Origin of the sequence: Leptolyngbya sp. FACHB-1624 (assembly GCF_047649235.1) — a bacterium.
GTDB classification, from domain to species: Bacteria; Cyanobacteriota; Cyanobacteriia; order Leptolyngbyales; family Leptolyngbyaceae; genus Leptolyngbya; species Leptolyngbya boryana.
In genome coordinates this window covers 4,228,001-4,247,398 of sequence record NZ_CP180258.1, presented here as the reverse complement: position 1 = coordinate 4,247,398, position 19,398 = coordinate 4,228,001, and the positions used below count along the sequence as shown (strand labels likewise).

The 19,398-nt window shown below is 45.9% G+C and carries 20 protein-coding genes and 1 pseudogene; 12 read left to right on the top strand and 9 right to left on the bottom strand.

Annotated features, from left to right (window positions below):
- The first annotated feature begins 8 nt into the window (after positions 1-8).
- Positions 9-908: a transposase family protein gene (locus tag ACMUEV_RS20135; RefSeq protein WP_415354661.1), complete on the top strand. Its 900-nt coding sequence runs from the start codon at positions 9-11 to the stop codon at positions 906-908.
- A gap of 82 nt (positions 909-990) precedes the next feature.
- Positions 991-1,953 carry an endonuclease/exonuclease/phosphatase family protein gene (locus ACMUEV_RS20130; RefSeq protein WP_190651115.1) on the top strand — a complete coding sequence of 321 codons (963 nt, stop codon included), beginning with the start codon at positions 991-993 and terminating at the stop codon, positions 1,951-1,953.
- Between the two features lie 4 nt (positions 1,954-1,957).
- Here ACMUEV_RS20130 and ACMUEV_RS20125 read toward each other — a convergent pair whose 3' ends face one another.
- Positions 1,958-2,812 (bottom strand): hypothetical protein, encoded by an 855-nt coding sequence (locus ACMUEV_RS20125; protein ID WP_190651096.1) that lies wholly within the window; start codon positions 2,810-2,812, stop codon positions 1,958-1,960.
- Between the two features lie 233 nt (positions 2,813-3,045).
- Complete coding sequence (locus ACMUEV_RS20120) at positions 3,046-3,606, bottom strand: hypothetical protein (protein WP_190651093.1); 561 nt, start codon at positions 3,604-3,606, stop codon at positions 3,046-3,048.
- A 355-nt stretch (positions 3,607-3,961) separates the two neighbouring features.
- On the opposite strand from ACMUEV_RS20120, the gene ACMUEV_RS20115 reads away from it, so the two are divergent.
- The 4 genes from ACMUEV_RS20115 (at position 3,962) to ACMUEV_RS20100 (ending at position 7,159) form a co-directional block, all read left to right on the top strand.
- Positions 3,962-4,327 carry a hypothetical protein gene (locus ACMUEV_RS20115; RefSeq protein WP_190651090.1) on the top strand — a complete coding sequence of 122 codons (366 nt, stop codon included), beginning with the start codon at positions 3,962-3,964 and terminating at the stop codon, positions 4,325-4,327.
- 346 nt (positions 4,328-4,673) lie between these two features.
- Positions 4,674-5,174: a hypothetical protein gene (locus tag ACMUEV_RS20110; protein ID WP_190651087.1), complete on the top strand. Its 501-nt coding sequence runs from the start codon at positions 4,674-4,676 to the stop codon at positions 5,172-5,174.
- A gap of 265 nt (positions 5,175-5,439) precedes the next feature.
- Complete coding sequence (locus ACMUEV_RS20105) at positions 5,440-6,120, top strand: hypothetical protein (RefSeq protein WP_348251656.1); 681 nt, start codon at positions 5,440-5,442, stop codon at positions 6,118-6,120.
- Positions 6,121-6,223: 103 nt separating this feature from the next.
- Positions 6,224-7,159 (top strand): META domain-containing protein, encoded by a 936-nt coding sequence (locus ACMUEV_RS20100; protein WP_190651082.1) that lies wholly within the window; start codon positions 6,224-6,226, stop codon positions 7,157-7,159.
- Between the two features lie 47 nt (positions 7,160-7,206).
- Here the strand turns inward: ACMUEV_RS20100 and ACMUEV_RS20095 are convergent, their stop codons facing one another.
- The 3 genes from ACMUEV_RS20095 to ACMUEV_RS20085 all read right to left on the bottom strand — a co-directional run bounded on the left by ACMUEV_RS20095 (position 7,207) and on the right by ACMUEV_RS20085 (position 10,739).
- Positions 7,207-7,902 (bottom strand): hypothetical protein, encoded by a 696-nt coding sequence (locus ACMUEV_RS20095; protein WP_190651080.1) that lies wholly within the window; start codon positions 7,900-7,902, stop codon positions 7,207-7,209.
- Positions 7,903-7,915: 13 nt separating this feature from the next.
- Positions 7,916-8,686, bottom strand: a complete 771-nt coding sequence (locus tag ACMUEV_RS20090) for a hypothetical protein (protein WP_190651077.1) — start codon at positions 8,684-8,686, stop codon at positions 7,916-7,918.
- 160 nt (positions 8,687-8,846) lie between these two features.
- On the bottom strand, positions 8,847-10,739 hold the full coding sequence (locus ACMUEV_RS20085) for a hypothetical protein (protein ID WP_190651074.1): 1,893 nt from the start codon (positions 10,737-10,739) through the stop codon (positions 8,847-8,849).
- 121 nt (positions 10,740-10,860) lie between these two features.
- Here ACMUEV_RS20085 and ACMUEV_RS20080 point away from each other — a divergent pair, with 121 nt between their 5' ends.
- A complete protein-coding gene (locus tag ACMUEV_RS20080) occupies positions 10,861-12,180 on the top strand; it encodes a tetratricopeptide repeat protein (protein ID WP_190651071.1) in 1,320 nt (439 codons plus the stop codon).
- 1 nt (position 12,181) lies between these two features.
- Entirely contained in the window at positions 12,182-12,634 is a 453-nt protein-coding gene (locus ACMUEV_RS20075) for a hypothetical protein (protein ID WP_190651068.1), read from the top strand.
- A gap of 281 nt (positions 12,635-12,915) precedes the next feature.
- Here ACMUEV_RS20075 and ACMUEV_RS20070 read toward each other — a convergent pair whose 3' ends face one another.
- The 3 genes from ACMUEV_RS20070 to ACMUEV_RS20060 form a co-directional block, all read right to left on the bottom strand.
- Positions 12,916-13,428 carry a hypothetical protein gene (locus ACMUEV_RS20070; protein ID WP_190651065.1) on the bottom strand — a complete coding sequence of 171 codons (513 nt, stop codon included), beginning with the start codon at positions 13,426-13,428 and terminating at the stop codon, positions 12,916-12,918.
- A gap of 56 nt (positions 13,429-13,484) precedes the next feature.
- A complete protein-coding gene (locus ACMUEV_RS20065) occupies positions 13,485-14,759 on the bottom strand; it encodes an IS256 family transposase (RefSeq protein WP_415354660.1) in 1,275 nt (424 codons plus the stop codon).
- Positions 14,760-14,834: 75 nt separating this feature from the next.
- Positions 14,835-15,278, bottom strand: a complete 444-nt coding sequence (locus ACMUEV_RS20060) for a hypothetical protein (RefSeq protein ID WP_415354659.1) — start codon at positions 15,276-15,278, stop codon at positions 14,835-14,837.
- A gap of 342 nt (positions 15,279-15,620) precedes the next feature.
- Here ACMUEV_RS20060 and ACMUEV_RS20055 point away from each other — a divergent pair, with 342 nt between their 5' ends.
- Both ACMUEV_RS20055 and ACMUEV_RS20050 read left to right on the top strand, forming a co-directional pair.
- Positions 15,621-15,773, top strand: a complete 153-nt coding sequence (locus tag ACMUEV_RS20055) for an AhpC/TSA family protein (RefSeq protein ID WP_287457291.1) — start codon at positions 15,621-15,623, stop codon at positions 15,771-15,773.
- Between the two features lie 128 nt (positions 15,774-15,901).
- Positions 15,902-16,762, top strand: a pseudogene (locus ACMUEV_RS20050) (Mu transposase domain-containing protein); the annotation flags it as partial.
- Between the two features lie 28 nt (positions 16,763-16,790).
- Here ACMUEV_RS20050 and ACMUEV_RS20045 read toward each other — a convergent pair.
- On the bottom strand, positions 16,791-17,948 hold the full coding sequence (locus tag ACMUEV_RS20045) for a transposase (RefSeq protein WP_415354608.1): 1,158 nt from the start codon (positions 17,946-17,948) through the stop codon (positions 16,791-16,793).
- 134 nt (positions 17,949-18,082) lie between these two features.
- Here ACMUEV_RS20045 and istB point away from each other — a divergent pair, with 134 nt between their 5' ends.
- Both istB and ACMUEV_RS20035 read left to right on the top strand, forming a co-directional pair.
- Positions 18,083-18,799 (top strand): IS21-like element helper ATPase IstB, encoded by a 717-nt coding sequence (gene istB, locus ACMUEV_RS20040; protein ID WP_277880330.1) that lies wholly within the window; start codon positions 18,083-18,085, stop codon positions 18,797-18,799.
- Between the two features lie 324 nt (positions 18,800-19,123).
- Entirely contained in the window at positions 19,124-19,318 is a 195-nt protein-coding gene (locus ACMUEV_RS20035) for a hypothetical protein (protein WP_190650916.1), read from the top strand.
- Positions 19,319-19,398 lie beyond the last annotated feature (80 nt).

Genomic DNA, 19,398 nt, shown 5'->3' with positions numbered 1-19,398 from the left:
CTTACCCGATGCTAAACCTTGAACGCGCACTGAACCAAGACCGACTGCTGCGAGCATTGACAGGGCTAAATCGCAAAGCTTTTGATGCCTTGCTGCCGAGTTTTGAGCAGGCGTATGAGGTAAGTCGAGTAGCAGCAAAGCCCGTGCGAAAACGAGCAAGGGGAGGTGGACGCAAAGCGAGACTGCAAAGCATAGAAGCGAAGCTGTTCTATATTTTGCTCTACTTCAAGTGCTACCCGACGTTTGATTTAGCGGGAATTTTGTTTGACCTGGACCGCTCCCAAACACACGAATGGATGCACGAACTGCAACCTGTTCTTGAAGCAGCGTTGGGTCATGAGATGGTGCTACCAGAGCGCAAGCTGCGGAGTATTGAAGCGTTCCTAGAAATGTTTCCAGGTGTGGAGCGGGTGATGATTGATGGGACAGAGCGCCCGATTCAACGTCCGCAAGATCCAGACACTCAGACGCAGAACTACTCCGGCAAAAAGCGCCGACATACTCGCAAGCATCTTGCGGCAGTAGACCAAACCAAGCGAGTGTTAGTGTTGAGTCCATCTCGTGAGGGAAAGCTCCACGATAAGCGATTTGAAGCGGAAGAGGAGATCGCTTTTCATATCCCGGATGAGATCCCAATCGAGGTAGATTTAGGCTTTCAAGGCTTGCAATCCGAGTATGTCAATATTCGTATTCCACACAAGAAACCGAGAGGAGGTGAGCTAAGCGAGGAACAGAAACAAGAAAATCGCAGTTTGAGCCAATCGCGAGTTGTCTGTGAAAATGCGTTTGCAGGCATCAAGCGTTATGGGGCGGCGAGTGCGATTTATCGGAATCGCACACAAGATTTTGATGACCGTTTGATGCTGACTGCTGCCGGACTCTGGAACTTTTACTTGATCGCTGCTTAACCTGATGGCAAAAAGCAGGAATTTCACAACTCTACAACTTATTCCCCAACAACTCTATTCCTGATCGATGAGCTTGACTAAGATGTTGCTACTTCTCAATTTTATTCATGTGGTTGCTGCATTCAGTGCGATCGCATCTCTTCTAGGATTTGCAGGGGCGCTCTGGTGGCGTTTTGAACTCTTGGATCATCCTCGACCTCAATATTGCCTAGCACTTATTGCAGCATTACTCGTCGGATTGTTACTCCAACAAAAATGGTCGATCGTATGGTTCATTCCATTAATGCTAAATCTAGCCTTGTTAGCACCGCTCTTTTTCGCACCGTTTAAGGTTGACCAAAATTCTCAAGCTCCAACGATACGACTTCTTCATGCAAATCTCGATCGCCATAATTCTCAGCCTGAGCAAGCCATCCGCTACCTGAAGCAGCAATCTGTCGATTTGATGCTTTTACAAGAGATTACCCCTGCTTGGCTAGCTCGGCTTCAGGCTGAGCTACCAGAGTATCAGATTCTTAAAGCAGAAGCACTCGATAATACTTTAGGCAGCGCCATATTAGTCCCTCAACAAAATCAGCAGATTAAAGTTGAGCAAGTCCAAGTCATCCACTTGCCGAAAGATAGCGATCGACCTTTACTCGAAACGACTGTGACTTATGCTGGAAGACCACTTGTGATTCTAAGCTATCATGTGATTCGTCCTCGCAGTCCGAAAACCTCTGCCTATCAAGAGATTGAGTTTGATTCAGTCTCTACTTGGAGCCAAGCTCAGCTCCACCAACAGAAGCGCGTCGTTGTCATTGGAGACTTTAATAGCACTGCTTGGTCGGTTCGACTGCGACGATTGGAGAAAGACAGCCAACTGTTGAATTCACAACGAGGGTTTGGATTTCAACCCACTTGGTCGGCTGAATTTCCGCCATTGATGAAGATTGCGATCGACCACTGTTTTCATGATCGATCATTGGTCACAGTTCAGCGATCGATTGGATCAGCGATCGGTTCAGACCATCTCCCCTTTCTTGTAGAATTACGTAATCAGTAGCGAGTTATCGCTCTAAAATTCGCAAGTCTTGTGTCAAGTGCCAGCATCCATTGTGATGCTCAAAAACATAGCCACCTGCTGCTGACTGTTTGTCGGCTTCAACCCAAGCAGCACCCTCTACATTGCGATAGGTCGCTGCATAATAATCAACCCGAAACTTACGATCGCTGATTTCCCGAAATGCAAGCCGTACAAATTCACGTGCTTTGAGTCGCGTGACGAAAGATTTATCAGGAAAAGAGACATCTAGCCTTAGTCTCATGCGATTCGGTTGATTGTTGAGAGTCTGCTCTTGGTCGATAAAGCTTCGATTCATACGATCGACATAGATCCAACCTTGATTCAACCCTAAACGGAATGCTTGATACAATTTCTTGTTAATTGAAAAAGACACTCGATCGGGCTGCTCATAGCTCGCAATTTTGACCTCTGACCCAGTGTAAGTATTACGCACCTCATTCTTTTGGTCGTCATATCCTCGCACAAAGTTCACGAAGAAATCTTGGTAGGCACTGGGTTCGCAATATTTAGGTTGCTTTGCTTTGACTGATACCCAACCTTTTGCAGTACATTCTACGGTTTCATAGTCTTCGAGTCGTGCATTGTAAGGATCAATGTCCGATCGACACCAGTAACGATCGTCATAGAAGAAAATACCTTCGTTGATAGGTTGTGGCTCTGAAGGGGTCAGCGATCGCTCTGATGAATCGCTGACAATCATACGATTGTTTTGAATTTCGATCATTTCTCCAGAAGTCCCTGTCCAGTAGTACCCATCTTGAAGCAGATTCGAGGCAAGAGATGGGCGAGGACTGATGACTGCTACAGAGATTAGATATGCTATAAAATGAAGCTTCATGAGTAATCTTATCAGTTAGTACACATATATTCGAGCATGACGCTTTGTGCTTTCATAAATTCAGGCATACTGGCGCAAAATACCTCGTTGCCATCCAGTCGCGAAGTGACTTCATTCTCTGCATTGGCATAATGCATCATCTTCATGGTGTCAGCTAAGACCAGAGCTGAATCTCCTTAGCTTCACAAGTGGCAGGCGCGCCAGCTCCTTGAAAGAGGTTACGCTGCGTGATGTTAGCTTTTCCAGCCTTGATTTTTACAGTCAACTCCCTGAGTACTCATCACTTCAATTTTGCCAGTTTGAGTATTCACGCGCCATGCATGACTGATCTGAGTGTAGTATTCAGTCTCCGTCATTTTCACGATCGCAGCAATTGCGCGATCGACCTTGCCATTTAGCCGACAAAATCGAAAAGCAATCCTTTGTGACTTGGAGAAAGGAGGTAACTCTAAGACATCGAGAACTTGAGTCACGGGCTGACCGACTTGATCATATCTCAGCAATTCACCGAGCCATAGATACATTGCTTTACCGGGTTGTTCAACGACGTGAATCCGATGCCATTGGTCAATAACTGCACCACCTCCAGAGATTAACCCTTCAGGAACCTCAGAATAGATGAGCCCAATGTAGGGTGAAGTTTCTGCTTGAGCCAACTTGGTTTCTGGCTTGGCAGGGGACAGCATTGATCTGGAAGGTATAGCTTTTGCAGGAATCTGAGCGTTGCCGCCTACGATCGTAAGACTGCTGAACAGTAAAAGAAACCCAAGCTGACGCATAAATTTGAGTTGCATCTGGAAAGCATCCTATGCATGTGTTGTATAGAGATAGGGTTTACTCTCAATCAGGTTATGCACTCCCGAAATTTGTGTCTGTATAACCTGATAGCCGTGAACATAAACTGATATCTTGCACCCTTGTCAACCAGATCCCTTTCGATCAATTCCGCTCACCTATGTCGAATCATTGAAGTAAAAATCACGAAGGAAATTGCATAACCTCGCGAATGGCGAACTCTACACCTAGACAAGCGATTGACACACTCAATTGCGAACAAGCCAAAGATTAGACTCAATCGCTTGCTCCGATGGTTGCTAGTCCAATTCGCTAAGTTCATTATTGTCCCAATTTGAATTAAGGAAACATTGAATGCGTAAGTTTTTGCCGATCTTTATTCTTTTGGCGGGTGGGTTGACTTCAGTAGCACCCGTGATCGCTGTTGATTATGACAGAGGCGTTGGTCTTCGCGAGTATCCAAGTACTCACACAACGGGTGGATGGGGTCAGGGTCAAGGGACTTACTCTAACCGGTTAGAGAGTCCCTATGGTCGTTGGACTTGCCAATCTTACTGCTTCATCACGGAATGGTATTATCCAGACGGAGTTAAACCTGGTTCAGTCGGCTATCCTAGCCGAGTCAGGGACTCATTCGGTGGTGATGTCAAAGTAGAAGAGCCAAGCGCACCTGTTAGACTAGAAGAACCTGTGCGTCAGTTCACTGATAAAAAACAGTAAATGACTTTGTGAACTGAAGCGAACTCTAAATCTGGACAGGCGATACTCGATCGCTAGCTAAAGATTGGACTCAATCTATCACCCTGATGCTTGAGTCCAATCGTCGCTGATTGGTTGCTTTACTTCCTTCAGTCATCCTTGATAGCTCAAGTGCAAGATGGACGATCGTTGCTTACAAGCGGCATTCCGGCAACAATACCGTTGTTTTCCAGCAGTAGTGCGACCATGTTTAGCAATGTCCCTGCTATGACAATCTAGGCAGCAAATGGGCGTCACTCCCTTTTTTCAATTGGCTATGAAATAAGGGAGTAGAATTTTTGAGTAAGAGTATAAGTACTAGGATTTTATGAAAAAACAGGTTCTCTTTCTCTCTAAGATTGCAGCTATAGGCATGGCAGCGCTATGTCAGCAACCAGTTTTTGCCGAGGTTTCACCAGCTCAAGACATCTGGCAACAACCTTATACCCTTACTCGTCTTCAGTGGCTTTTTATAAATTTACAGGGTGGAAAGGGAGAAAACACACCCTGTGGTGTTTACAGCCGAGACAATGTACCACTTGCATTTTATGAGTGGCAGAGTCCCAAATCCGACGATAATCGACTCATTTTGTCTGTGATTACACGTCCTCCAGACAGAAATGCTACGGTACGTGCTGCTGACCGTAACTTCTGTATGATGTCAAGATTTGAGAATCTCCAGTTGGAGGCTTCTAGAGTAGGAGCGAGTCCGCCTCCAGTCGAATTACGCCACTTCCAGATAGGTTCAAAAGGTCGAATTCTGATAGGAACCTATCAATGTTCAGTACCCGCAACAGGTATGGGTCGATTTGAAAATCTTTGTCGGTAATCTTCAAAGTTATCGGTAGCCGCTCAACTGGAGCATTAGCTGGCTTCGTTTATGGATGATGGCAATATTTTGAAGTGGAGAATGAGATTGCATAACCTCTCTAGACTCGAAACTTAAATCTATACAGAGCACTCTAAGTCAAAGCTACTTCTGTTCACAACTGAGTTTCTTTCATTTCCACAAAGTATCTATGAATCTCGCCAGAATTTCTTCTCTATCCACAAAACTAGCTTTGTCTGCTCTATCGATCTTTGTCACCAGTACAATGATGATGACTAAAGCTAACGCTCGTTGGCAATGCCCAGTCGGAGTACCGGATCCTACCAGCGGGCAACCCAACAAGTCGGGGATTGCGTGCGCGTGGGTAGAAGAAACACCAGCGATCAATCTCCCCGCTCCTAAACCCCCTAGATCTGAACCCGCTCCACTCAAACTCCCTCCAGATCCAGCAATGATGAGCTTGCTAGACTCGCTGGTTAAACGGGCAGAATTTGAAGCAAAATACGGAAGAATTCTGTTTCACGAACCCAACGTAGGAATATGGTTGATGACTTCCGAAGGGGATGGAACTGGAAAAAATTGCGCTGTCTCATTTACTGAGACTCCCAAAGTATCTAATATTGTGTTGTTCTCTGGCCCGAGTCAAAAGGGCGCGGGCGCAATCCTATTTCAAGGCGTTGGAATGCCTGCAACTACTGGGATTAGGGAGATTCAGCCTACTCTCACATTCAAGGGGGCTAAACCTGTACCCATCAATGCGGCACTCATACCTCACGGCAAAAACTCTGGAATTCTGGTTCTAGCTGACGTGTTAGGAATGATGCGTCATGCGAATGCAGAGAATGAAGTCACACTGCACCTCGATGGCAAAGAGGTGTTTCGTGCCAGTATGACTGGATTTATGAAAGCACGAAGCGCCATGCTTAAATGTATGAAGGTTGAATAGTGAGTACCATTGGACACTTTAGCAATTCATATGAGACCGTACCTTCAGGGTGAAAGAAACTAGGTTCAAGAGCAAGGATATGTACTCGATCAAAAGATCAAGCATGGTTCTGCTCGGTTTCGACATCGAAAACCCCAATATTATGTTGCAAAAATTCGACTTTACCTTCAAAAGACTTATCCCAATGTTAGTCGGCGCGATTACGATCGCGGCTTTCTCTAGCATTCCGGCTCAATCGAAAACGTCAACGATTCCTCTTAACTCGGTTTCTGCTCAATCTAAAATCCTCGCCACCATTCCTCGTCCTGTCAACCTCTATCAGCCTGACTCATCTGCATTTGAAGGAATTACTTGGCAACTTTCAGAGTGGAAATCGAAGGGACAGTCTATCCGATTACTTCCCAGCCATCCAATCACAATTCGCTTTGATGGGAAACGGCTTGGTGGCTCAACAGGCTGCAATGATTACTCAGCGGAGTATCAATTCCAAAAGTTCCAGTTGCACCTACCAAGAGCAATCATTTCTACAAAGAGGGGATGTATTTCAGCAGTTGCCAATCGAGAAAATTGGTTTGCTTCTGCTCTAAAAGCGTCTTACGCTGTAGCTTTCCTGAAGCCCGATAAATTAATTATTGAGTATAAAGCGGCTTCTGGTAAAGGATTTTTGGGTTTTACACCGATGCGATCGCAGCTTAAAAACACAGATTGGCACCTGAGCTCAATCACAATCGGTTCAACAACTCAAACCACACCACAGCCAATTACGCTGAAATTCACAGCAGATTCAATCGGTGGATCTGCTGGCTGTAATGAATATTCTGCTGCTTACGAGGCATCACGAAATCGAATCAAAATCGGAGGAATTGCGACGACAGAGAAGATGTGCTCACTCTCACAAATGCAGCTTGAGCAGAGTTTTCTAGCAAAACTAGAAACTGTGCAGCGATATGAAATCATCAATCATGCTCAAAACTTGAAGCTGTTTTTCCAACAAGGAAATCAGGCAGGAGTACTGACATTCAGACTACCTGATAATTGAGGCAGGTAGTCTGATAGACTGACAAAACTGTTGAAAATCCCTTTGCTCTATTGAATTTGAGCGCGATTGATCAATCCTATCTTGCCGCAAACGTTAGTATAAAACCAACCTGCGTAATCTTGATGCTGTCCAAAAGTCGTAATCGATTGAGCATTTTGCACAGTACAGAGCGTTTTGCCTTGTGGCTCAGTTTTCACGGATGCAGGAAGATTCACAACTTGGAAAGCTTTGACACGATAGGTGCAGACTCGATCGAGCATTTTCTGAGTTGCTGCTGAAGCTGGCTTGACTGGATTGTCATAGAAAGTCCCATCTTTGGTCGTCTGGAATTCGCCATTGCAAGAAGTCACAGCATTTACTTTTTCAGCACCGATCTGATAGCTAAAAGAGTAAGTCGGTCGCTCAAAACCGATACTTCGTAACGCAACCTCGATCGAATCTAGCATCAAGGTCACTTCTTCACCTGTTGATGCGTTACCCATTACTTCTTGAGTACGATCGACATTCCGTGCTTCTGAGACTCGCTGCTTGACTTGAGAAGATTCTTCTGTTTTGTAAGAAGCTGTAGGTTGAGTTGATTCCTCGGCTTTAGTCGAAGCTACACTCTTCTCTGATTTGTCAGTAGATTGTGAAGAACTCGCTACAGGTGTGCTAGGTGCTGGAGGAGTAGCAGTCTTGCTGTAGCTACATCCATGAACTAAAAGACTGAGAAAGGCGGTGAGTGCGATCGTTTGTAGTTTCATGATTTTAGATTGATTAAGTTCGTCCTTGACCTGTTCTCTCAAAAGGAGCCTCAGAATCTAAACATTTCTGAAGGTTTTCATCAATGTCTTGCGGAAATTGGGGATTGGCTTGATACGCAACTGCATCAATGAGAAGGGTTTCAGGATCGGGTTGAGAAAGCCTGATATTGTCCCATCCTTGAACTCGGTAAAATCCTTCACGTTGATCATCAGGAGTAATTGAACCAACTCGCCAGCCTTTCATCGAAAAGATATGCAAACATTGTCTGTCTCCTTTTGCCGCAATTTGAATATAAGTTGAGCCGACATTGTATATTCCAAGATTTAAGTTGATTTTCCGGCTCGGTTCGCTTGAAGATTCGGCTGGAGTTGAAGAAGATTCTTGTGTGACCCAACCCTCTTTAGAACAAGTAGCCGCCCCCGATTTCGGCTGCATTGTCGATAAGCACCAATAAAGCTTGCCATCAAAGACGACTCCAGTTTTTACTGCTTGAAGTTCGGAGAGCGATCGCCAAGGTTGCGTCCCTCCTTCAGTTTCATAGCGAAAGCGTTCGCCTTGGACTTCCAGTGCTTGACCAGTTCCTCCGAGCCAGTAGCGCCCCTCTGCGATCTGATTTGCTTCTGGCTTTGGAGATTCTTCCACTTGAGCATTGATTTGAATGTTTAATGATTTAGAAGGTTGAGCGGTGGCTTGTGTTGGAGTGACTTTCGCATCGATTTGGGCGGCATTGCATCCCGCGATCGCGAAACAACTAAGAAAACAGACAAAACTGAGATGACGCATTAGATAAACCTTAGAAAGTAAAGTGCTAGCAATAAGCAATAGACATCGAATTTTTCAAATTAAGCCATTCTCGAATTGCAGCAGACGAACAAGATGAAATGTCTTGAGCAGGTATAGAATCTTAATAGATTGAGGTTATGCAATGCCCCTGCTCTGCACCCTATAAAAGTTTCAGCAAATGTTCTAGAAGCGGAATGGCTTCTGTTCCTTTGTTTTGTTCAATGTAGAATTGCGCGATCGCAAGAAACTGAGCACGCAAAAATCTTTGATTTTCCTTAGTCGGATGAATTTGTGCTATTGCCGTAAGGGCGACTTCTGCATCTTTCGCGATCGTCGCCTGAGCAACTAGCTCCTGATAGATTGATGTTCTGAACTTGCAATATCGCGCTGGAATCTTTTGCAGCAATTCATTTGCTTTGGCAAAGTTGCGGGCACGACTATATTCTTTCGCAAAATGACCATACGCGATCGCTTTTACATCCTTCTGGAGCGGCGGAACTGATTGCAAAATTTGTTCTGGGTTCAATTTGTGCAGTTGCTTGGCTTGGGAAGAACTCAACGAGAAAACCTGCTCTTTGAAGAAATGTGAGAGGGAACTCTCCTCAGAGAAGAGTGAAAAGTCACCAGGGCTAGAAATGCTTTTTGGTAAGTTGGCTTCTTTTGGATTGCGCTCAAACTGTGCAAGCTGTTCGTCTAGTAATCGATTTGCCTGCTGAAAGTTGCCTGTCTCTGCTAAGAGTCCTGCCAGTGATGGAATCAATGCTGAATCTTTTTGTTTTGCGAGTTCGATTGCTTCAATGAGTAAGTTTTGTGCTTTCGATTGATAGCCCACTTGATTGAGGAGTTGTGCGGCTCGAATGAATGAGTTGAGATCAGATCCTCGCAGTTGGGTCAACATGCGATCGCTAATTATCGTCTGATTCGCTTGAGCCGCCCGATAGATGAGCCATGCTACTGCATTTTGTTGAAACTGAATAGACTGCCAATCTTTAATCAGCGCGTATAGCCCTGGAAATCTTCCCATTTCAGCAATTTGTCGTTCAACTGTAGAAGCATTTTCTGGTAAGACAAGCTTGCGATTTTGTTTCAGCAGTTTCTGAATGATCTGAGAAGAGATATCCCGTTTTATGCCAGGATCGCGAATTTGTTTGAGGAAATGATTGCTGCGAGCGACATCTCCACGATCTGAAAACTGAAGTGCGATCGCGGCTCGAACATTGTCTGGAGCATCAGGTATAGGCTGTACCGACATTAAATTCTGAGATGCAAGCATCGTCTGAACTGAATGCTGTGCTGCGGGCATCGTCTGAATCAACTTCTGCGCTGCATTGAAGTCATTTAGCATCGCATAAGCCCGACTGACTGCTGCTATTTTGTTTTGCGGCAGTCCTATTTTGATCACAGATTCTAAAAGCGATCGTGCAGTCTGAGCGTCTCCTGCTCTCCGATAAGTTTCTGCAAGATCAACCCACTTATCAAGTTGCCATTCTTCATAGAGTAGAGATCGCGCTTTTGCTAGTAATTTCATCGACTCGGTGCGATTTGGATATGAATCTGCAACACCCAAGAGCCAAGCAAATTTCACATTGATCATGCGATCTGGAAGTCGATCAACAGCCTGCAAAACCCAAGTTGCTCGATCTGCTTCGGGAAGCTTGAGAATTTCTATCAGAATGGCAGTTGCGTCTTGTTCAGTTAAATTTAGATTTGATAACTCTGAAAGTGCTGCTTCTTGATTCCCAACGATGAGCATTTGCAGCGCTGATAAAATCCTCATCCGCTCTGCTGAGTAGCGAAACTTCGTCTGAATCTGTTGATTCACCCGCTGCATTTGATCAGGTTTTCCGGCTTGGTAGAATGCGATCGCAATCTGGGCAAGTTCTTGACCCTGTTCCCACTCAGTATTTTCTGGCTGAGTATGCTTGAGCGATGGAGAATCAGGTGTACCATCAGGATTGACACAAAACCTCAGGCTCAGGGCGTGAGCTGGCTGAGCAGTACTTGTCCAAAGAACATTAATCAAGAGCAGCCCGACTGGAAGAAATCTGTACATCTGTCATCTCGTTCATCACTTGTGAGTGGGTATCCGGTTTCGCGATCGTGAGCTTATGCAGCTTGCATATCCTCTACCAAGGTGAACCCTAGATCGAGACACAACACACTTTCAGTCTAAGATGATGAGTTTTCTCCCAAAATCTTCCAACGTTTCTTACAGACGCTTGCAAGCCTTAATTTTAGCCGCAGGAGTTTGGAGCGGAATCTGCATCAATTTATCTCCGTCGGTTGCATTTCCTGTTGCTCAAACTCAGAATAACTCAACTGCACGAGCACTACTGCTGCAAGCTTCAAGGAAGCATGATCAAAATGATTTGCAAGGCGCGATCGCACTCTACACCCAAGCGATTCAACTTCAGCCTAACCTTGTCGAGGCGTACCACGATCGAGGACTTGCGTATGTAGCATTGAAAGACTATCAAAACGCGATCGCGGACTACACTCAAGCGATTAAATACAAACCAGATTTCCCTCAGGCTTACGCTAGTCGAGGCAATGCCTACATCGATTTAAGAGAGTCTCAACGTGCGATCGCAGACTACACTCAAGCAATCAAATACAAACCAGATTTTGCTGAAGCTTACTATAACCGAGGCAATGTTCTCAGAGAGCTAGGTAATCAGAAAGCTGCAATTTTAGACTACACTCAAGCGCTCAAATATAAACCGGATTATTTTATAGCATACAACAATCGTGGAAATGCATATTTTTCACTTTCAGACTACCAAAATGCCTACTCAGACTACACTCAAGCCCTCAGACTAAATCCAACTCATGCCTCGGCATACAATAATCGAGGCAACATTGCTGTGATGCAAGGGAACTACCAAGCTGCGATCGCAGACTATACCCAAGCAATCCAGCATCAACCCAGCCAAGTCGAGTTCTACAAGAATCGAGCAAATGCTCGGTCAAAATTAAATCATCAAGGCGCGATCGCAGACTATACCCAAGCCCTTCAACTTACGCCCAATGATAGTGTTTCCTATAAAAATCGTGGGAATGTCTACTTCGCGCTTGGTGACAATCAACGCGCAATCACGGACTATACTCAAGCGATTAAAATTCAACCGAAATATGTAGAAGCCTACAGTAATCGGGGTGCGGCTCGTGTAGCGATGAAAGATAACCAAGGAGCGCTAGCAGATTACGCTCAAGCGATTCGGATCAATCCCAAATTTGTGCCACCCTACTACAATCGAGCGGGGCTTCGAGATGAGTTAGGAGATCGTCAAGGCGCGATCGCAGACTACACTCAAGCGATCCAACTGAATCCAGAATTAGCAGATGCTTACTACAGTCGTGGCATGATCTTTAAAGCAGCAGGAAATCAGCGAGAAGCACATTCAGACTTTCAAAAAGCGGTTGAACTATATCAAAAGCAAGGCAATACAGAATGGTATGGTCATGCTCTAAACCAATTGAAGCGAGTGCCTTGATATGAAAAAACAACTACTATGGGTTACGCTAGCGATCGCAGTTTCAATTCCTCTAATAACTTCTCTATCAGTTCATTCTGCCATTCCTCCTCTATCCGAGCAAAAACTGAGAGAACGTGCCACTCATATTGTGGTAGGTCAGGTCACTTTGATTAAAACGAGAGAAGTTCCGGTTCAATACGGGACGAACTACGAGCATATTGCCAAAGTTCGGATTGAAAGAGTGGACAAATCTCTTTCAGCGCAGTTGAAACCTGGACAAACCATTGAGGTGCATTACACCACGATTAAAGATCGAAAGCCAATCTCGCCGCCAGGTTCTCAAAGACAGTCACGCCCTCTAGCAGTAGGCACAAAGGTGAAACTCTTTCTTGTTGAGAGAGAAGCAAAACGGTTTTATCTCCTTGAACCAAATGGTTGGCAGCCACATAGCTCCTCTCATATCAAACGCTAAGGTGTCGTTTTCGATTCAGCTTGTGCTTGAGCCGTATGGCTGAGAGTATCAGAAAAGATTGATAGCCCAGTTAGACAAGCTCCGCACACTAGGATGATTAATTGCTAGAATCGAGTTGGCATTTTATTCGCCAAAGTACTTTTCTATGTGGAGAATACGTCTATTCTGTTGATGAGTGAAAGGTGTTACTCAATCAGTAACACCTTTATCATTTTGAAGGGAGTTCAGGGGGATTTTGGGAGAACTAGGAGAATCTTTACTGAAGCCATTTTTCAATTCTTCTAGTAATTCGAGCGAGGATAATCTTCTAGTTGAATCGTTCGAGTTTCACCATGCTTGTTTGCAGTAAATCGATAGCGTTTACCAGGAGTGAAGCTACTAGATGAACTGAATCTGCGACAGTTTTTACAGGTCGTATTGAAGTAAAGAGATTCAGAGAACGGTGTTTCAAAACTTCTGAGTGTTGTATATTCTCCTGGCGAGAGCCGATATTCTCGATTATCATATCGAAACGTGAGGGTTTCTCCGGTGTCATTATAGATACGGCTAGTAATTTCAGGATCGTCGGGTGTAAGTTCCGATTCAAGAACGCGACCATCTTGGCATTGTCGAGCGCGGCGGCTCCGAACATCAGCACAGACATCTAGCGAAACAGACCTATTAGCACAGACCTTATCGCGAATCCAAGTTGCATTGCGCTCCTCCTCACGGACACTAGTAGTAATGTTTGAAGTAAAGGTTCCAGTTTCTAAGACTTTATCTCGTCGTTTAATCGTGTATTCGAATGTATTCAACCCTTGTACAACGCCAAATCTCCGCGGAATATTGTCAAATCTGGTGTACGAGAAAATCAAGCCGCATCTTTTTTCTGGTTTAAACGATCGCGCTCACCTGCACGAATTCCGTCGGTAAATTTGACTCCTTCAATCACCTCCGCCAATCGATTAAATTTCTGAATCCGTAACCACCGCTTCTGAGCCGACTGCACGAGTTTGAAAACCAAAGACAATAAACTTGACTGTGAAACACAGCCTCTGGTTTTATCGGTTCTCAAGCGCACGGTGGCAAACGTTGATTCGATAGGATTTGAAGTCCGAATATGCAACCAGTGTTCGGCGGGAAAGTTGTAGAAGGCTAACAATGCAGTCCGGTCTTTGCTTAAACATTCCACGGTCTTGGGATATTTCGTTTCGTAAGTCTTGATAAATCGGTCAAACGCAGTCTCCGCGTCCGCTTTAGTGGCAGCGAGATAGATATCTCTGAGCGCTGTCTTCGCCTGCGGTTGTTGTGAACTGGGCAAGGTGTTGAGAACGTTGGCAGTTTTGTGCACCCAGCAACGCTGAACTTGCGTCGTGGGAAACACTTGCCGTAAAGATTTCCAGAATCCTAATGCTCCGTCTCCGATTGCTAGCTCTGGCGGTTCTTTTAAGCCCTGGTCTTTCAGACGCAGCAGTAAGCTGTTCCAATTCAACTCGGACTCCCGAAATCCCAACTCAAGTCCCAGCAGTTCTTTGTGTCCCGTGTCGCTGACCCCAATGATCACCAACATACAAGAGCGGTCATCTTCGGCTCGAATGTTGAAGTAGATGCCATCTGCCCAGACATACACATACCGCTTGCCTTTCAAGCTGCGATGTTGCCACTGTTCATGTTCCTCAATCCATTTCGCTTTCAAGCGGCTAATCGTACTCGATGACAACCCGGCAGCATCGGCTCCTAGCAGCGAAGACAATGCTTCACTAAAATCGCCTGTAGACACGCCTTTAAGATACAACCAAGGCAACACTTCTTCCACCGAACGCGAACGTTTCAAGTACGGTGGAAGTAAGCTCGAATTGAACTTGATGCCGCTTCCCGTTCTATCTCGGACTTTTGGCACTTGGACAGCAACCTCTCCCACTCCGGTGACGATTGTTCGTTCGGGTAAATATCCATTGCGTACCACTGCTTTGCGTCCTTGTTCATCTCTTAACTGCTGGTACTGGCTCAGAAATGTACTCAGTTCTGCTTCGACTGCTTGAGCGATAATTTGCTGTGCGCCCTGTCGCACTAATTCTGTCAGCGCATCTGTGAATGTTTCTGTTGTCCCTGGCGTTTTGAATGCAATTAAGTTATCATTGTTCACGGTGTATTCCTCATCTGATCTTTTTTGTCTTTCAGCAGGATACGCCTTTTTTCTCCTTATTTTCCATACACCAGATCAGAGCATAACCCATCTCCGCATCCGATGTTTTCGTGAGAAATCCATCTTAGCAATTTCAGAAGTAGGGCGGCGTTCGTCATATTCGCGATTGGTATATGGATTTGGATCGGTTGCAACACCCAAAGTTACGTTTTTGATGAGGACACGAGTATGAGGTGCGGGAGGCGTTTTTTGAGAGATGAAAGTACCTGTCAGTTCTGGAAAAAATGGACCCGCAGCACATTCTCCAGTATATTTAATACCGTTGAGCGTGATCTGGTTGAGCGTGCTTTGTCCATTGAATAACCAACCTGTTGTCACGGATTGAGCGATCGTCATACTGCAAGTTAGGATCATCCCTGTCGTTAAACCTGCAATGACAACAGGATGCAGGCGAAATGCTTGGGAAAAATGGCTGAGAAGCGTTGTTCCAACTAGAGATAAAGTCAGAAATAGTTTCATGATGTTGTTCAATCAAATGCAGTCGCTGCTCTAGGTTTAGGATGCCGCGATCACGAGGTTATGCACCTGATTAGGTTGTATAGTCTTCGATCGCGGCATCCATAACAAAAAGTGGAATTACTTCGACCGTGCCAGAACGAAGATACGCTATGACATATCGCACTCCCATTGTCTCAGCGAATAATTATGCTCCGACCGAATTGGGTGTTCTAAACTAGAGCTAGCAATTCGATGCGATTTTGAAGGACGAGGATCGGAGGATAGCAATTCAATCAGGTTTGGGTATTGAAGATCTTCTAGCCCAGAAGCGATCGCAGATTTTAGAAGTTGCGACTGCGAAATATGACCGAAGTGCTAAGTCATTGGAAAACCTATGTGCCAGATTCCTCCTACCTCACCCAGCACGGCGCAACGTTTTTGTTTGATGCTCAGAGTGAATTACTCTATGAACATCGAGACCGGCCCATTCTAGGTTTTGCTGAGAATATGAGTTAACCGCTCTCGTTCTTGTCCTCGCTGTCGGAGGTCAACATATCAGAGTAACTTGAAGTCTTGCTGCCATGTCTGAGCGTTCCTATGATGTTGTTCTCTACGGTGCTAGTGGGTTTGTCGCTCAACAGGAAGTCTGCGCCCACTATCGCCTGCAAGCCACGCGCAACAATTTAGGGGTAGCACATGAAAATGGAGCGATTGAGGCTTCTCACGGACATTTTAAGCGACGATTAAAGCAATCGTTATTGCTGCGCGGCAGTTTCGATTTTGCGACAGTGAGTGAGTATCAAAGCTGGATTGAAACAGTCATTGCAAAGATGAATGCAAAATGCAATGAGAAGTTTATACAAGAGCAACAAGTCTTGCAATCCCTGCCTAAGTACCGTTATCCTGACTATGAAGTCCTGAGTGCGAAGGTCAGCCAGTACAGAACCCTCACTATTCGGTGTGTGTTGTACAGCGTTCCAGAACGTCTGGTGGGAAAGCGCTTAACGGTGCATCTCTACCATGACCGGATTGTCGGATACTTCAATCAGCAGCAAGTCGTTGAATTGCCCCGTATTCATGTGCATGGTAGTGAAGCGCATCGACGAGCGCGGTGCATTGACTATCGCCACTTAGCCGAAAGTCTGCGCCGAAAACCGAGAGCTTTCCTGTATTGTGCTTGGCAACAAGAAATTCTACCCAACAGTGATTGGCGGGAATTCTGGTTGCGATTAAAAGCATCGGTTGACCCCGACAGTGCGGCTCGCCTCATGGTCGAAGCGCTTTACATCGCTGCAACTCAAAACAATGAAGCGACGGTGCTGAATTACTTACAAACTCAATTTCGTCACAGCACGTTAACGCTGGTCGGACTGCAACGCCATTTCCAGTTACTCGCTGACACTCCCGCTCCACCTGCAATTGTGGTGGAGCAGCACAATCTCGACCTCTATGACCAACTCTTGCATCATGAGTCAGACCCCGTATCAAATCCTGAGCCAACAACCTTAGTGATGTAGAAAACTTTTTGCTGTCTCACGATGAGAACGTGGTGACTTTGGAGAATAGAATCCTTTGATTTAAACGATCGCGCTTACTTTGAGAAGCACATGCCGTCGGTGGACTCCGACGTGGCAGAGGCTGAAATCGGGGCAAGGGTTGACCCAAATGACGAAGTTGTTTGAGATAGCGCAAACCAAGTTGCAGAAAACTCAAGCCTCGCTCTGGATGGGAATCGAGCCGTTTGCGTTGACCGCAACGCACGAGCAAAAAGCCTAAAACCAAAGCAATCAGCGTTGCCATATCGAGCAGCATGAACAGACGGGTAAGCCCTGTGGCATCGCGTAAATGAGAGCCAATGATGTCAAAGGCAGCAGATTTGTAGTCTTTAATGTGCGGTTCAATTCCGCCAAAGCGATGACCATAGCGCTCAAACGTCTGTAATGAAGGGGGTTGGCTACTGAGGACAGCCCAAGGCTCTTGTCCCCCTGGCAGTGTAGCAGTGGCGAGATGGCAGGGGATGTCTTCGAGAATTGTCACGTTCGGGAACAAGTAAGCCTGCTCGACTGGAGACAGCAATTGAGCAACAGACTGCGATACACCGGGAGCGAGGGTAATCGTGAGATTGCTTTTAGCCCGAATCAACCAGTCCCATGCGTGTCGATTGCACCACCGCATCAGTTCGCCATGCTCAAAGCCACGGTCTGCCAGCAGCGTCACCCGACAATCAGAGGGCAACAGGCTGAAAACTTGCTCTAAGACAGGAAGATAAGCTTCAAAAGCAACTGTTGCACTGCCATGTTCCAAAACCATCTGAGCTAAGGTGAACGAGCGTCCACCCCAAACAAAGCAGACCCCAATCCAACAGAACTGATCCCACAACACACTGGTATCGAGCGTCAGCAGCAAGTCTGTCCCGGCAAAGGCACAGAGCAATTGCTGCAATAATGGAACATAGAAGGTTTCAGCATTGACCTGCGGATTGGTCAGTAAGTAATTCAAGCGAGCATGGTGACTGCGGGCGGTACAACCGCGATGGCTCAAATAGGGCAACCAATGATTCAAGCAGGCGCTCTCGGATTGTAGAATTGCAGCAACCGCTTCGGATACGCCCTCTAAGTGCCGTTGGTCACGCGGTTGAATCCATTGACGGAATTGGTCGATTAGTTCACGATACAGATGGGGCAGTTGCATGAGATTGTTTTTGTGTAGGAACTTAAGCCTCTCACAATTTGCCCCGCCCAAGCCATTCTTGTCTCACATGAGACTCTCGATAAATCAGACGTTTCAGGACTTTTCTACATCACTAAGGCCAACAACTCAAACACCTGCGGCTCAGCCACATGCTCACAGGTTGGCAACACCTCGAACAGAAAGCCACTCAGGAGCAATGGTCTTACGCCCAGTTCTTGCTGGCACTGTGCGAATTAGAGACCGAGAAGCGCAGCCAGACCCGAATTGCTCGTGCCATCTCCGAAGCCCAGTTACCCGCAGCAAAATCGTTCTCCAACTTTGAATTTGGGCATTGTTCCAAGCTCAACCCTGCTACTCTCAAGCAACTCGCTGAAGATCCAGGTTGGGTTGAGCGGACAGAGAACTTACTTTTATTTGGGGCATCCGGTGTGGGAAAGACGCACTTGGCAAGCGCAGTGGGACGCAGCTTAATCGAACTCGGCAAACGAGTCAAATTTAGTACTGCTACTGCTTTAGTTCAAGTCCTACAGCACGCGAAGCAAAATCTCCAACTGCCTGCTGCCTTAACCAAGCTAGATCGCTATGACTTGCTGATTGTCGATGACTTGGGCTATGTCAAAAAGACAGAGGCAGAAACCTCGGTGCTGTTTGAACTGATTGCTCACCGCTATGAGCGAGGCAGTCTGCTCATCACTGCCAATCAGCCCTTTAGTCAGTGGGATGAGATTTTCTGCGACTCCATGATGACCGTCGCAGCAGTAGATCGCCTTGTTCATCATGCGTTGATTCTGGACATCCAAGCTGAGAGTTTTCGTAGACAAACCGCTGACAAGCGATCTAAAGCAAAGTAAAACCAAGAATGTGATCTCATGGTTTGTGAGGGCATGCTGCTCCAACCCGCAGAAGTCCCTCGCTATTTCCGCATGTTTAGAATTTTCTCTTCACCCATTTTTGGCGATCCTACACGTTGTACTACTGCCGACCTAGTCCAGATTTAGTCCAATGCAGTAGTACAGTCTTCGCATCTAAGTAGTTGTCGCTCTAGGGTGTCAATTACTTTTCGGGTTACTTTTCACATTCTCAATCCGGTCAAGTTGAACGAGAAATTTTGGCAGGGTAGTTGACACTTCATACTAGATGAAGTCGGCAAGCCAGAGCTTGAGTTCGGTTTCAATATGTTAGGTCAAGCTCCCGTTGTGGGAGATCGACTGATGAACTATGAAGCAACCGAGCATCCAACTTGGATGCAGCCTGTTGCAACGGATTGGGTAATTGATTCGTTCGATGAGTTCTTGCCCCAAACTCAGTCCTTCTACAAAGCAATCTACATTGCTTGGTGTAAAGCTGAGAGATTTGCGATCGCGGCATAGCTATCTGTCAAAACAAAGATTAGCAAAACTCCGAGACATGATGCTGCGGAGTTTTTTGTGTGTGCAAATCACCTCTGAAT